Genomic DNA, 13,261 nt, shown 5'->3' with positions numbered 1-13,261 from the left:
AACCTCCCGCCGGCCACACCTGAACCGTGGCCAGCCGGGAGGTTTTCTCCTTTCTATAGTTTTCTATAGTTTTTCCATTGGGGCGGTGCCATTGAGCATCATCTTCACCGTCCCGCTGCTTCCGAAATCAATCACAGCCATATCGAACCCACCCATGCTCGAGACCTCTTTGACGGTGCCCAAACCATACTTTTCGTGATTGACTTTATCGCCCACCACAAGATGCAGCTGAGGGCGCTTTTCGGCGGCCTTCGGCAGCGGCGGTTTCGATGAGAAGCCAGAACCCCGGCTGGTACCAAAACCGCCGCCCCGGCCATATCCAGAATCACCATAACCAGATCCACCATAGCTAGAGCCGCCGCCAAAGCCAGAACCAGAGCTCATCCACTCGGGCTCCTCCCTACGCCACGAGAGCACCTCGCTGGGGATCTCACCCAAAAAACGCGACGGAGGATTCTGCGTAGCATTACCCCATGCACTACGCATGCTTGCCCGCGTCACATACAAACGCTCCCGGGCACGAGTAATTCCGACGTACGCCAAGCGGCGCTCCTCCGCCAACTCTTCTGGATCCCCCAACGCACGCATGTGAGGGAACTGCCCATCTTCCCACCCCACAACAAACACAACAGGAAACTCCAAGCCCTTTGCCGTATGCAACGTCATCAGCGTCACCACGCCCTCGTCCTCATCCGGAATCTGATCAGCGTCAGCCACCAGCGACACACGCTCCAGAAAAGCCTGCAAACTACCCGGCTCCGCCAACCCTTCAGCCGCAGCCTGACCCGCCTGCTGAGCCGACGCGGCGTCATCAGCAAAATCCTCATAAGCCTGCTGCATTGCCGCCTCTGAGGAAAACTCGCGAGCAATCGCCACCAACTCATGAAGGTTGTCCAAGCGCGTCCCATCCTGCGGGTCGTTGCTGCCCTCCAAACTGGACTTGTAGCCGGTGAATTCGAGGACATTCACCACGATCGCGCCCACATCCGGCAAACCCGTCTGCTCACTGACCGCATTGACGGCCGCCGCCTGCAACTGCTCAATGACCGCCACAAAACCAGCCACAGCGTTGCGACCGCGCGAACTCAACCCATCGACATCACCCCGCGCGGCGTCCTGCAGCGCCTGCCAAAAACCAATCCCCCGCAAGCGCGCATGCGTATCGATCAAACCCAAGGCCTTATCCCCAATGCCACGGCGCGGGGTATTAATCACCCGACGCAAAGACACCGCATCCTGGGGATTATCAACAACCCTCAAATACGCAACGACGTCGCGGATCTCTTTGCGCTCATAAAAACGCGTGCCACCAACCACACGGTAATTAATCCCGTTGCGCATCAACATATCTTCAATAGCGCGCGAGGAATTATTGGTGCGATACATCACCGCAATATCACTAAAGGAATAGCCCTGATCGGCCAATTCATCAATTTCCTGCGCTATAAAACGGGCCTCATCATGCTCATTGTCAGCGACATACCCAATGATCGGCTCCCCATCACCGTGCGACGTCCACAGCTTCTTTTCCCGCCGCCCCTGGTTCTGCGCAATCACCGCATTCGCAGCCGTCAAAATCCTCTGCGTCGAACGATAATTCTGCTCCAAAACGATCGTCCGCGCCTGGGGGTAATCCCGCTCAAATTCCTCGATATTACGGATCGTGGCACCACGGAAAGCATAAATCGACTGATCGGCATCGCCGACCACACACAGCTCGCTCGGGGGAACCGCCCCGCCCGGCTTGCCCACCAATTCAGCCACCAAACGATACTGAGCATGGTTAGTGTCCTGATACTCATCAATCAGCACATGGCGGAAACGCCGCCTATAGGTTTCAGCAACCTGGGGGTGATTGACAAAAACAGACACAACTAAAGCAATAAGATCATCAAAATCGACCGCGTTGGCCTGCCTCAACCTCCGCTGATACACCTCATAAACCTCAGCGGCGAGGCTTTGGCCGAAACCACTGCGCGCACCATAGGCCTGCGCCTGAGCCCCTTCTTCTGCAGCGGCCTGCTGGGCAGAAACCAACTCATTTTTCCAATTAGAGATGACCCCCAAGATCGACCTGGGCGTGACCTTTTTAATGTCCACGTCCATCTCTTTAAGTATCTGGGTGACCAGACGCTTGGAATCATCCGAATCATAAATGGTGAAGTTACTGTTGAGCCCTTCAACCAGGTGCGCTTGCTGTCGCAAAATCCGCACGCACGTGGAGTGGAAAGTCGACACCCACATCTGCTGGGCAACAGGCCCCACCAGTTCTGTGACACGTTCCCGCATCTCAGCCGCAGCCTTGTTGGTAAAGGTGATGGCCAAAATTTCATAAGGCTGCACACCCCGAGCCCGCATGAGATAGGCAATCCTGCGGGTCAACACCGCTGTCTTTCCCGACCCCGCGCCCGCAACAATCAACAACGGACTGCCTGTATGCAACACGGCGTCATGCTGTTGGGGGTTGAGCCCATCCAAGAGTGCTTCGGCGCGGGAGTTCTGAGAAGTAGTCATAATGCTCTTCAATCTAACAGCCCCTGGGCAGCGCGCTGCACAATACTCATGGCGCACAAAAAGTGGCACAATGAGACACATGAGCCTCGACGCGGACAACTCGTTTACTCCCCGGATGCCCACCGGCACCGATGATCCCCTATCGGACGCCGAAATTAAGCAGTATCGGGCAGAAATCGACCGCTTGGATAAAGAAATTATCGCCGCGGTCAAACGCCGACAAGCAGTGTCCCAAGCCATCGGCCGCACCCGCATGGGCTCTGGAGGCACCAAGTTGGTGCACACCCGCGAGGTCCAGATCATTAACCAATTCCGTGAAGAAATCGGCGAGGAAGGCCCCGGCCTTGCCGCAATTTTGCTGCGCATGGGCCGCGGCAAACTCGGCTAAACACCCATCTTTAACCACTTTTGTTAGGAGACCTCAGTGTCTAATTCCACCACCGCTGGCGACAACACAGTCATCAACCTTCCCCAGTGGAAGGCCCTTGAAGATGCTTATGCACGCATCAGCACTACCACTCTGCGGGAACTGTTCGCAGCCGACCCCAAGCGCGCATCGCGGATGACTTTTGACGCCGCGGGGCTCCATGTTGATTTGTCGAAGAACCTCGTCGATCAAGACACCATCGACAAGCTCATTGCTTTGGCGGAGGCTTGCAACCTGGCCGAAGCACGCGAGAAGATGTTCGAGGGTGTGCACATCAACAACACCGAGGATCGCGCGGTGTTGCACACGGCGTTGCGTCTTCCGGTGGAGCAGGAGCTGACGGTCGACGGCCAAGATGTAGCAGCCGACGTGCATGAGGTCCTGGGCCGCATGCGGGATTTCGCCCATGCCCTGCGTTCGGGTGAGTGGTTGGGCTACACCGGCCACACGATCAAGACGATCGTCAATATTGGTATCGGCGGCTCTGATTTGGGCCCTGCGATGGCTGTACAGGCGCTACGTTCCGAAGCCACTGCCGGCATTTCGGCTCGTTTTGTCTCCAACGTCGATCCCGCCGACATGGTGGCTACCTTGGACGGCTTGGATCCCGCATCCACCTTGTTCATCGTCGCTTCCAAGACCTTCACCACGCAGGAAACCCTGGCCAATGCACATGCTGCGAAGCGGTGGATCATTGATGCTTTCGGTGATGACGCCGCGGTGGCTAAGCACTTCGTGGCTGTGTCGACCAATGCGGACAAGGTGGCAGAGTTCGGCATCGACACCGCCAACATGTTTGGTTTCTGGGACTGGGTTGGCGGACGCTACAGCGTGGATTCCGCCATCGGCTTGTCCCTCATGGCTGTCATCGGCCCCATGGACTTCATGCGCTTCCTCGAGGGCTTCAACGCCATGGACGTGCACTTCCGCACTGCACCTTTTGGTAGCAACGTTCCGGTTCTGATGGCACTGTTGGGCACCTGGTACGGCAACTTCTTCGGAGCCGACACCCATGCCGTGCTCCCTTACTCCCAAGACCTTGGTCGTTTCCCGGCCTACCTGCAGCAGCTGACGATGGAATCCAACGGAAAGTCCGTGCGCCACGACGGCAGCCGTGTGGACTACAACACCGGCGAGATCTACTGGGGCGAGCCCGGCACCAACGGCCAGCACGCTTTCTACCAGCTGATGCACCAGGGCACCCGCATGGTTCCCGCAGACTTCATCGGCTTTGCCCGCCCCCGCCAAGATCTGCCCACCGCCGACGGCACGGGCAGCATGCATGACCTGCTGATGAGCAACCTGTTCGCCCAAACCAAGGTGCTGGCATTCGGTAAAAACAGCGAAGAAATCGCAGCAGAGGGTGTCCCTGCGGAACTGGTCGAGCACAAGGTTATGCCCGGTAACCGCCCGTCGACGACGATCCTCGCCGAGGAGCTCACCCCTGCGGTGCTCGGTGCACTGATCGCTTTGTACGAACACATTGTGTTTGTCCAAGGTGTGCTGTGGGACATCAACTCCTTCGACCAGTGGGGCGTGGAGCTCGGTAAGAAGCAGGCCGGCGACCTTCTGCCCGCGGTGACTGGTGAGGTTGCTGCAGATTCCGGCGATAGCTCCACTGATAATTTGATCACTTGGTACCGCTCGAAGAAGTAGCCCCGCACCGAGTAAAAAAGGAACGTATAGATGACTTTCAGCACCACCCCCTTTGCGCGCCGAGCAACCCGCGCAGTAACCATCGCCACCGTGGCACTGTCTACGCTGTCGCTCAGCGCATGCGGCAGCGGCACCGATAAGGACGCCGAACGCGCACTCGCCGAACAGATCGATAGCGGCAAATACGCGGGCACCGGCGTGGAAAACATGAGTGCAGCCGAGTACTTCGGTGATGACGTCGCCGAATACCACATCATTTGCCGTGGTACCGGCCGCGAAGAAGCCGCCAGCGCTGCGGGTGTTGATGCCGGCAAGCTCAAAATGGTCCCGAAGGATGGTGCCGACAACAAGCAACAGTTCCTGGTCGGTATCGACGCTGAAGGCAAGGCGATCGGGGTTGTGGAAGTCCCCACAGCGACCTTTAACCTGTGCCCGCACCCGATGGAATACAACCTGCCCGCTGACAAAGACCTGCCGATCGAGCGCAGCAGCGACAGCGACCCCTGGGTTCTGATGGAAAGCACTGGGGACCCGGCCCTCTACGGCCTTCCCCCGTCACAGTGGGATCGCACGCTCACACCTGAAGGCGAACTGCTCCCCGAAGGGCAACAGCCCGAGGGCGAGCCTGCGCCGGCAGAGGGCGAACCGGCACCTCAGCCCAGCAATGGCTGACAGCGTGGGCACCACCAAATAATGCGCTCAAGTTCACCCGGGGCCAGGGGATCATCCCCACCCAGGGTGGACTTTTCTATGAGCGCCCCGCACCGCCTACAGGGTTTAGAGTAGCGGCCAAAAACGTAGGCGTTTTCTCCCGGGAGGCGCACCCCTGTGGTCACCCGCAGCGGGGAATCTTTGTTCGCCCACATCAGTGCACGGCTAGTATCCACCAGCTTGTCGACACCAGCCTCCCCCACCGCGGCCACGGTCGTTGCTGGATGCACCCCGCGCAGAAAACAAATCTCCGCCCGGTATTCATTACCGATTCCCGCAAGGTTGGTTTGGTCCATCAGCGCCGCCCCCACGCTGCGCTCGGGACGGGCAAGAACCCGACGCACGGCCTCGTCACGCCCCTGCTGCTCCCACTGTGCGCCCAGCACGTCGGGCCCCAAATGTCCCGTGTGTGCCTCAAGCTCCGCGACGTCATACACCTTCACGAAACCAAGGCTGTGGCCCACCAACTCGACCTCATCGAAACCTCGGTCGGCTAGCGCCTGCGACCGCAGCCTCAGCACCACCCTCGCCGTGTAACCGGGTTTCTTCCAGCGCGTGCCCGCAGGGTGAAACGCCCACGTGCCCTCCATCTTGAGGTGTGTATGCAAAATCTGCTCATCGAACTGCATAAACAGGTGCTTTCCATACGGCCACACCCGGCTGCAGCGCGCCCCATCAAACGAGGCCACAGCATAGTTGGGCACCCTGATGCTGGTGTGCGTGACCTCGCAGTCCTCTACGAAGCGCAGACGGTGGGCCAGCTGGTAGACGCTATCGCCCTCAGGCACGGGACGCACCCCCAATCCTGACGCCGCGTGGGCTGATCTTCGCACCAGCCTCACGCACCGCAGGCAACAGCGGGCTGGCCAACGCGGGCTCCCCGCACAGTTTCTCAACGGTAAAAGGGCTGAGCAGTTCACGGTCGATGAGTGCCGCACACCCGCGGACCCACGCGGTGACGCGACGTCGTACGGATTCCTCCCGAGCCTGCTGCTCATCGACCAATCCACTGCTGGCCACCTGCGGGTCCACCTCCTGCGGGATGTACACGTTTTTCAGGCCTCTGCTTGCGTAGGCGGCCAAGTGACCATCGAGTAGCACCACTAGTGCTCCTGCGTGGCGGCCGCAGCGGCCCTCGATGGACTCCGGCCACGGCAATGCCGCACCATAGGGGTTAGCGGGGTCGGTAGCGGCCAAACCATGCACCTTGCCGGGGCGTTCGTCTTGGTAGGTGCGCAAGCGGTCAACCACCGAACTGGTGGAAAACTGCGCGGCGCCCAACTTTTCGATGATGTAACCGCGGATCACGGTGCCTGCATCTTCGAAACCTTTGAGCACTTTGTATGCGAAGGCGAAACCACCCGAGACGTCCTCGGCGACGATGCTCCCGCGCGTGACCACACCGTAGCGGTCCAGCCAGGCGTCAGCGGCGACAACAACCTGCTGTGCCTGGGCCTGCGGGTCGTGCTCTTGTGCACCTCGTGGAGCGCGCGCACCCAACCCCCACCTGCCGGCAACATCGGGGTATTCGGACAACTCGGCGGCGCTGACCCCGAAGGTGTCCCCGGTGGCCATGCCCATGCCAATGCCGCGCGCTCTGCCTCTGCCCAGGCCCCGGGGGCGGCCCCGGTAAGTGCCGGCGGCGCGCGGCGAGCGGTGTGCTTTGCGCGCCCCCTGGCCGGACACGTGGGTGCGCAGCGCAGAAAAACTATCTGGGGTGATGACGCCGCGTTCGACCAGCTGCCACAAAGCCGTGCGGATGTCCTTCACGCTGGCGGTTCTAGCAGCGGTACTGTCGCTCGAGGTGCGCACGTGGTGGACTATCTGGGCGAAGCTGAAAAACCCACCAGAGGACACAGCCTCTACCAGGGCGTCTGCCAAAGGATCATCCCCCAGGTCCGGCGCGGGGTCGCCAGACAAAGCCGATACGTCAGCAGCTGGCAGCAGCATGATCCTGGGGTCATTGGCCGCTGCGGCACCATCCCCGACGATCACCACATCCCCGCTGGAGGTGAGCTCGTCCAACCATTGCTGGTTGTAGGACGGTACGCGCTGGGCGAGCACAAGTTTTTCCCACGCGCTAGCGGGCATGGCCACCCCGGCAAGCTGCTCGATGCAGGCGTAGACCGCGTCAATGCCACCGACAGCACCACCGGCTTGGGCGGCACCCGGATCGGCCGGAGTAGCACCATCATCCGGTGGGTCCAGGATGACCGCCGGGCGCAGCGAATGCCAATCGAGCAAAAACCGAGCAAAAGCATCGCCGCTGACCGGTTCCAGCTCCGCCCGCGCGGCGGCCAAACTACGCCGCCTAATCCGGTCAAGCATCTCCGGCGCACAAAATTCTTGCTCGCCAATCCCCTGCCTGAAACGTCCCTGCACCAGCGAACGCGCCGCAACCTCCTGGCTCAGTGCCGACGCGGCAGTGGACGCGCCCAACCCGAACGCCTCCGCGACGTCATCAACCACAAAAGGACCACGTGAGCGCGCAAAACGCCGCAACAACTGGCCTAATGCCCCTTCCACAACCTCCGGGCTGGCCGCAACACCGGCAGGCACCGGCACTCCGAGGGCGTCACGCAGCACCGCCGCATCCGATGACGCCGCGAACACCTCGCGCCCACCCACGCGCACCTGCATCACGCGCGTAGGCATCAACGGGCCCAACGCCGAACGCAATTGCTCAAGATCGGCGGCGAAACTATCGTCGCAACGCCCGGCAGCCACATCCGCAGGCATCGCCGAATAGCCCTCGCTCACCGGCACCGGCCCACACTCGCGCAACATGTCCACAAACTGCTCCGCGCTGCCCACCCGGTACGGCTCAACCATACGCCGCGCACGACGATCACACTGATCAATCACCGCGGGATCCAGCACGTCTTTGAGCTGCTGGCGGCCCAGGATCTTTTCCAACAACACCGGATCCAACGACAATGCCGCGGCACGACGCTCCGCCAAAGGCGAATCCCCGTTGTACATAAAAGCCCCGGTGTAGTTAAACAACAAAGAGGAAGCAAAAGGGCTCGGCGACTCCGTCGTCACATCAATAACGCGCACCTGACCGGCAGCAATATCCGCGTGCACCTGACGAAGCGATGGCAAATCATACACATCCTGCAAGCATTCGCGCACCGTCTCCAAAATGATCGGAAACGTCGGAAAACGCTTAGCCACATCCAACAACTGCGACGCCCGCTGACGCTGCTGCCACAACGGTGCACGCTGCGAAGCATTCTTCCGCGGAAGCAGCAAAGCCCTCGCCGCGCACTCCCTAAAACGCGAAGCAAACAGCGCCGAATCCCCCACATGCTCCGACACAATATCGACCACCGCATCCGGGTCGAACATGAACAAAGAACGGAACCCATCGCCCTCCGCGAAACCATCAGGCAAACGCAACACGATGCCGTCATCACCCGCAACAGCCTGAGGATCAAAGCCCGTATCCTGTTCGATACGAGCCGACACAGCCACCGCCCACGCAGCCATCACCGGCCGACCAAACGGCGCATGCAGCACCACCCGCCAATCCCCCACCTCATCACGAAAACGCTCCACCACAACAGTTGACCCGTCAGGCACCACCCCCATCGCCTCCTGCTGATCCTTAATGAAGCTCAGCAGATTGTCCTGGGCGTAGTCATCCACCACACGAGCATCCGAACCGCCGGCCTTCACGCACGCGACGTCATCAATCGCAGCCTGCCCGCGCCGGGCAACGTCGCGCCGAAACGCGCCGATCGCCTGCCCCAACTCGAAGGGGCGTCCGACTTGGTCACCGCGCCAAAAAGGCAGACGCCCCGTATGGCCTGGCGCGGGCGAGACGAGTACTTGGTCGCGGGTAATATTGTCGATTTTCCAACTGCTGGCCCCGAGCGTGAACACGTCACCGACGCGGGATTCGTAGACCATTTCTTCATCGAGCTCGCCGACGCGCCGAGGCCCGGTGTCGGATTCGGTGCCGCTGAGAAACACCCCAAACATGCCGCGGTCCGGGATGGTGCCACCGTTGGTCACGGCCACGCGTTGGCTACCCGGGCGGCCTTCCAGCATGCCGGACACGCGATCGAACACGACCCTGGGCCGCAGTTCCGCGAAGTCCGTCGAGGGGTAGGTGCCGGACACCAGGTCGATGACGGCGTCGAAAGCCTCACGCGGCAACTCGGCATAGGGGTACGCTCGGCGCACAACCTCGAACCATTGGTCCACATGCCAGTCACGCAAAGCAACTGCCGCCACGGTGTGCTGCGCCAGAACATCCAGAGCGTTACGGGGCACGCTGAGCTGCTCAATCTGGCCGCGCAACATGCGCGCCACCGCCACCGTAGTGTTCACAACATCGGCTCGGTGCTTCGGGTAAAACACACCCCGGGAGGTGTCGCCCACGTTGTGCCCGGCGCGACCGACGCGTTGCAGCCCTGCCGCCACAGACGGTGGGGATTCGACTTGGATGACCAGATCCACGACCCCCATGTCAATGCCCAGTTCTAGTGATGACGTCGCGACTACCGCACGTAGTTCGCCGGATTTCAGCAGCGCTTCGGTTTCTGCCCTTTCGTCTTTGCTGACGCTGCCGTGGTGGGCGCGGGCAATGAGTGTGGCGGCGGTGCCTGCGCGGGCGCTACTCGCCATCATTTGTGCGGGGTCTCGGCGCAGCGGGGGGCTGAGGGCTTCCGGCTGGTGTTCCTGCGCGTACAGTTCGTTAATTTTGCTGGTGAGTCGCTCTGCGGTGCGGCGGGAATTGACGAACACGAGGGTGGAGCGGGCGCCCATGATCTTGTCGTACACGTCGCGCTCGATGAAGGGCCACACGGACCCTGCGGGGTCGGCGGCGGTGGCAGCAGCGGGTTCCACTGCGTCAGCACCTGTCTCGGGCGTGTCGGATAGGTCGCTGATACCGAAAGGATCATCAACCACGGCCTCCCCAATGACCGACCCGGTATCCACCGCAGGGATGTCATCAAGGTCCTCCACCGGGACGCTGACCATCAAATCGAAGTGTTTCGTCGCCTCCGGTGCCACGATGGACACGGGCTGCCCACCGCCGATGAACGCTGCCACTTCCTCCACCGGCCGCACGGTAGCTGACAAGCCGATGCGTTGAATCCTCGAGCCGCCGGCCTCTGCTTTAAGCTCCTCCAACCGCTCTAGGGACAGCGCCAAGTGCGCCCCGCGCTTGGTGCCCGCGACGGCATGCACCTCGTCGATAATCACCGTGTCGACGGTGCGCAACATCCGCCCACCTTTAGACGTGAGCAACAAATACAACGACTCTGGAGTCGTGATCAAAATGTCCGGGGGTCGGCGCACCTGCCGCGCCCTCTCCGCCTGCGACGTATCGCCGCTGCGAACGCCGACCGTAACCGACGCGACGTCAACACCCAATTTTTCCGCCGCCAGCGCAATGCCCTTCAACGGGGCCCGAAGGTTGTTATCCACATCCACGCCCAGGGCCTTCAGCGGCGACACATACACAACCCGAACCCCCTGCTGCGGGGCAGAATCCTGCGCAGGTGTGCCCTCTGAACGCGGCCGACACAACTGGCCCAACGACCACAAAAATGCAGCTAGCGTTTTACCCGAACCGGTAGGAGCCACCACCAGAGCATTGCGGCCGGCGGAAATTTCCTCCCACGCGGCAGCCTGCACAGAGGTCGGACGCTGAAAAGACGAACGGAACCAGTGCGCGACTGGCTGGGGGAAACGATCGACGACATCAGCGGACATGCCTCAAACATACAAGAGCAACTAAGCTAAAACCCATGACTGCACACTTTGATGACGCCATCCTGGCCCGCCGCCTCGCGCAGGGCACCGGCGAGATTCTAAAAGGGGTACGCAACGTCGGCCTACTGCGTGGCCGTAACCTCGGCGATGCCGGTGACGAACTCTCCCAAAACTGGATCGCCCGCGTATTGGAACAACACCGTCCCGACGACGGCGTGCTCAGTGAAGAAGCCGCGGATAATCCCGCCCGCCTCGCCAAAGACCGCGTGTGGATTATCGACCCCCTCGATGGCACGAAAGAATTTGCCACTGGCCGCCAGGACTGGGCGGTTCACATCGCACTCGTCGAACACGGCATCCCTATTGTTGCCGCCGTGGGGCTGCCTGACCTCGGGGTCGTCTTCGCATCCGACGATGTCAAGGCCGTGTCTGGTCCGCTGTCACGCAAGATCGTGATCAGTCACAACCGGCCGCCGGAGGTCGCGAAATTCGTGGCGGACAAGATGAACTTCGAAACCACCCTGATGGGTTCTGCAGGCGCCAAGGCCATGCACGTGCTGCTGGGCGATGCCGACGCCTACATTCACGCCGGTGGCCAGTACGAATGGGATTCCGCGGCCCCTGTTGGTGTGTGCACCGCCGCTGGCCTGCACTGCAGCCGTCTCGATGGCAGCAGCCTGAACTACAACAATAAGGACACCTACCTTCCCGACCTGCTGATCTGCCGCCCGGAGTTGGCGAAGGAAATTCTCGAATTGGTCGCCGCATATCGCGAGGAGCACGGCAGCTACTAATGGCTACGATCGACACCCCGTACGAAGACCTTTTGGCGAAGATCCTCGCCGAGGGAACCCACAAGGACGACCGCACTGGCACCGGCACAACCAGTTTGTTTGCCCAGCAGATGCGCTTTGACCTTTCGGAGAGCTTCCCGCTGATCACCACGAAGAAGGTGCACGTCAAGTCGGTTGTGGGCGAGTTATTGTGGTTCCTTCGAGGGGAATCCAACATTCAGTTCCTGCACGATAATGGGATCACCATTTGGGACGAATGGGCGGATGAGCACGGCGACCTCGGCCCTGTTTATGGTGTGCAATGGCGCAGTTGGCCCACACCGAATGGCCAGCATATTGACCAGATCTCGGGCGCGCTCGAGTTGCTGCGTAACAATCCGGATTCGCGCCGCAACATTGTGTCGGCGTGGAATGTCTCCGAACTCGACAACATGGCACTGCCGCCGTGCCACTTGCTCTTCCAGTTGTATGTCGCGGACGGTAAGTTGTCCTGCCAGCTCTATCAGCGCAGCGCGGACATGTTCCTTGGTGTGCCCTTCAACATCGCCTCCTATTCTCTGTTGACCCACATGTTTGCCCAGCAGGCTGGTCTGGAGGTCGGCGAGTTCGTGTGGACGGGCGGCGATTGCCACATTTACGACAATCACCAGGAGCAAGTCCGCTTACAGCTCAGCAGGCAGGCCCGCCCCTACCCACAGTTGAACCTGCGCAAGGCTGCTGATATGTTCTCCTACACCTTCGACGATGTGTCTTTCGAGGGCTATGACCCCCACCCCATGATCCGCGGAAAGGTCGCTGTCTAAGTGCAGCCGCAACTACGTGCTATCTGGGCGCAGTCCATCGACAGGGTGATCGGCGATGGCCGCAAGATGCCGTGGCACATTCCAGAGGACCTCGCCCACTTCAAGTCCACCACTGTGGGGTCGCCGGTGGTGATGGGCCGCGGCACGTGGGAGTCTCTTCCGGAGCGTTTCCGCCCGCTGCCCGGCCGGCCGAACTATGTGTTGTCTTCCCGAGAGCCTGGGCGATGGTCGGAGGGCTCGACGGTTTTTTCCAGTGTTGACGCCGCGTTGGATCACGCTGCGCAGTCGGCTGCGGGTGAGCAGCAGGATAGCCCCGTGCTGTGGGTGCTTGGCGGCGGCAAGCTGTATTCCAGCACTCTCGATCAAGTCCAAGAGGTCGTCGTGACCAGCATTGATGTGGGTTTGTCCGCGCTGGGCGCTGATCCTTCCGCCTTGGTGCACGCCCCGGATATTGAGCAGGATTTTTCTCTAGTGGAGGCCTCTGACTGGCAGCAGTCGGCACATGGGCACCTGACGGCTGCGTTCCTTCGAGACATAGGTGTTGATGAAGCCCATAGTGAAGCGCCATTGCGCTTGCGCTTCGAACGCTGGGCGCGATCGTGATAATCTAACAGCTGCCCACGGCA

General features: G+C 60.9%; 9 protein-coding genes. 6 read left to right on the top strand and 3 right to left on the bottom strand.

The genetic code is table 11. The features are described 5' to 3' along the window. Positions 1-63: 63 nt before the first annotated feature. Positions 64-2,514: an ATP-dependent helicase gene (locus tag L1C91_RS02640; protein ID WP_234857902.1), complete on the bottom strand. Its 2,451-nt coding sequence runs from the start codon at positions 2,512-2,514 to the stop codon at positions 64-66. 79 nt (positions 2,515-2,593) lie between these two features. On the opposite strand from L1C91_RS02640, the gene L1C91_RS02635 reads away from it, so the two are divergent. From L1C91_RS02635 to L1C91_RS02625, 3 genes are all read left to right on the top strand, one after another. After that, on the top strand, positions 2,594-2,902 hold the full coding sequence (locus L1C91_RS02635) for a chorismate mutase (RefSeq protein WP_234653526.1): 309 nt from the start codon (positions 2,594-2,596) through the stop codon (positions 2,900-2,902). Positions 2,903-2,974: 72 nt separating this feature from the next. Beyond that, positions 2,975-4,597 carry a glucose-6-phosphate isomerase gene (gene pgi / locus L1C91_RS02630; RefSeq protein ID WP_234858178.1) on the top strand — a complete coding sequence of 541 codons (1,623 nt, stop codon included), beginning with the start codon at positions 2,975-2,977 and terminating at the stop codon, positions 4,595-4,597. A gap of 30 nt (positions 4,598-4,627) precedes the next feature. Next, on the top strand, positions 4,628-5,269 hold the full coding sequence (locus L1C91_RS02625) for a hypothetical protein (protein WP_234857901.1): 642 nt from the start codon (positions 4,628-4,630) through the stop codon (positions 5,267-5,269). Here the strand turns inward: L1C91_RS02625 and L1C91_RS02620 are convergent. Together L1C91_RS02620 and L1C91_RS02615 are read right to left on the bottom strand one after the other, a co-directional pair. Continuing rightward, the gene (locus L1C91_RS02620; RefSeq protein WP_234857900.1) at positions 5,251-6,096 is read right to left on the bottom strand and encodes a DNA-formamidopyrimidine glycosylase family protein; all 846 of its coding nucleotides are present in this window, start codon (positions 6,094-6,096) and stop codon (positions 5,251-5,253) included. The genes L1C91_RS02625 and L1C91_RS02620 overlap by 19 nt on opposite strands. After that, complete coding sequence (locus L1C91_RS02615; protein WP_234857899.1) at positions 6,089-11,038, bottom strand: ATP-dependent helicase; 4,950 nt, start codon at positions 11,036-11,038, stop codon at positions 6,089-6,091. Before L1C91_RS02615 ends, L1C91_RS02620 begins: the two co-directional genes overlap by 8 nt. A 35-nt stretch (positions 11,039-11,073) precedes the next feature. On the opposite strand from L1C91_RS02615, the gene L1C91_RS02610 reads away from it, so the two are divergent. The 3 genes from L1C91_RS02610 to L1C91_RS02600 are packed head-to-tail and all read left to right on the top strand — an operon-like array spanning position 11,074 to position 13,238. Continuing rightward, on the top strand, positions 11,074-11,832 hold the full coding sequence (locus tag L1C91_RS02610) for a 3'(2'),5'-bisphosphate nucleotidase CysQ (RefSeq protein WP_234857898.1): 759 nt from the start codon (positions 11,074-11,076) through the stop codon (positions 11,830-11,832). Continuing rightward, positions 11,832-12,635 (top strand): thymidylate synthase, encoded by an 804-nt coding sequence (locus L1C91_RS02605; RefSeq protein WP_234857897.1) that lies wholly within the window; start codon positions 11,832-11,834, stop codon positions 12,633-12,635. Before L1C91_RS02610 ends, L1C91_RS02605 begins: the two co-directional genes overlap by 1 nt. After that, positions 12,636-13,238 carry a dihydrofolate reductase gene (locus L1C91_RS02600; RefSeq protein WP_234857896.1) on the top strand — a complete coding sequence of 201 codons (603 nt, stop codon included), beginning with the start codon at positions 12,636-12,638 and terminating at the stop codon, positions 13,236-13,238. Positions 13,239-13,261 lie beyond the last annotated feature (23 nt).

Origin of the sequence: Corynebacterium argentoratense (assembly GCF_021491455.1) — a bacterium.
Classification (GTDB): Bacteria; Actinomycetota; Actinomycetes; order Mycobacteriales; family Mycobacteriaceae; genus Corynebacterium; species Corynebacterium argentoratense_A.
The sequence above is the reverse complement of the archived record's forward strand: the minus strand, read 5'-3'. Positions and strand labels throughout refer to the sequence as shown.

What these genes read in the sequence shown, in the direction of transcription:
- L1C91_RS02605 (WP_234857897.1), top strand. Translation starts at nt 11,832, where the DNA reads ATGGCTACGATCGACACCCCGTACGAAGACCTTTTGGCGAAGATCCTC.
- L1C91_RS02615 (WP_234857899.1), bottom strand. Translation starts at nt 11,038, where the DNA reads ATGTCCGCTGATGTCGTCGATCGTTTCCCCCAGCCAGTCGCGCACTGG.
- L1C91_RS02610 (WP_234857898.1), top strand. Translation starts at nt 11,074, where the DNA reads ATGACTGCACACTTTGATGACGCCATCCTGGCCCGCCGCCTCGCGCAG.
- L1C91_RS02625 (WP_234857901.1), top strand. Translation starts at nt 4,628, where the DNA reads ATGACTTTCAGCACCACCCCCTTTGCGCGCCGAGCAACCCGCGCAGTA.
- L1C91_RS02640 (WP_234857902.1), bottom strand. Translation starts at nt 2,514, where the DNA reads ATGACTACTTCTCAGAACTCCCGCGCCGAAGCACTCTTGGATGGGCTC.
- L1C91_RS02635 (WP_234653526.1), top strand. Translation starts at nt 2,594, where the DNA reads ATGAGCCTCGACGCGGACAACTCGTTTACTCCCCGGATGCCCACCGGC.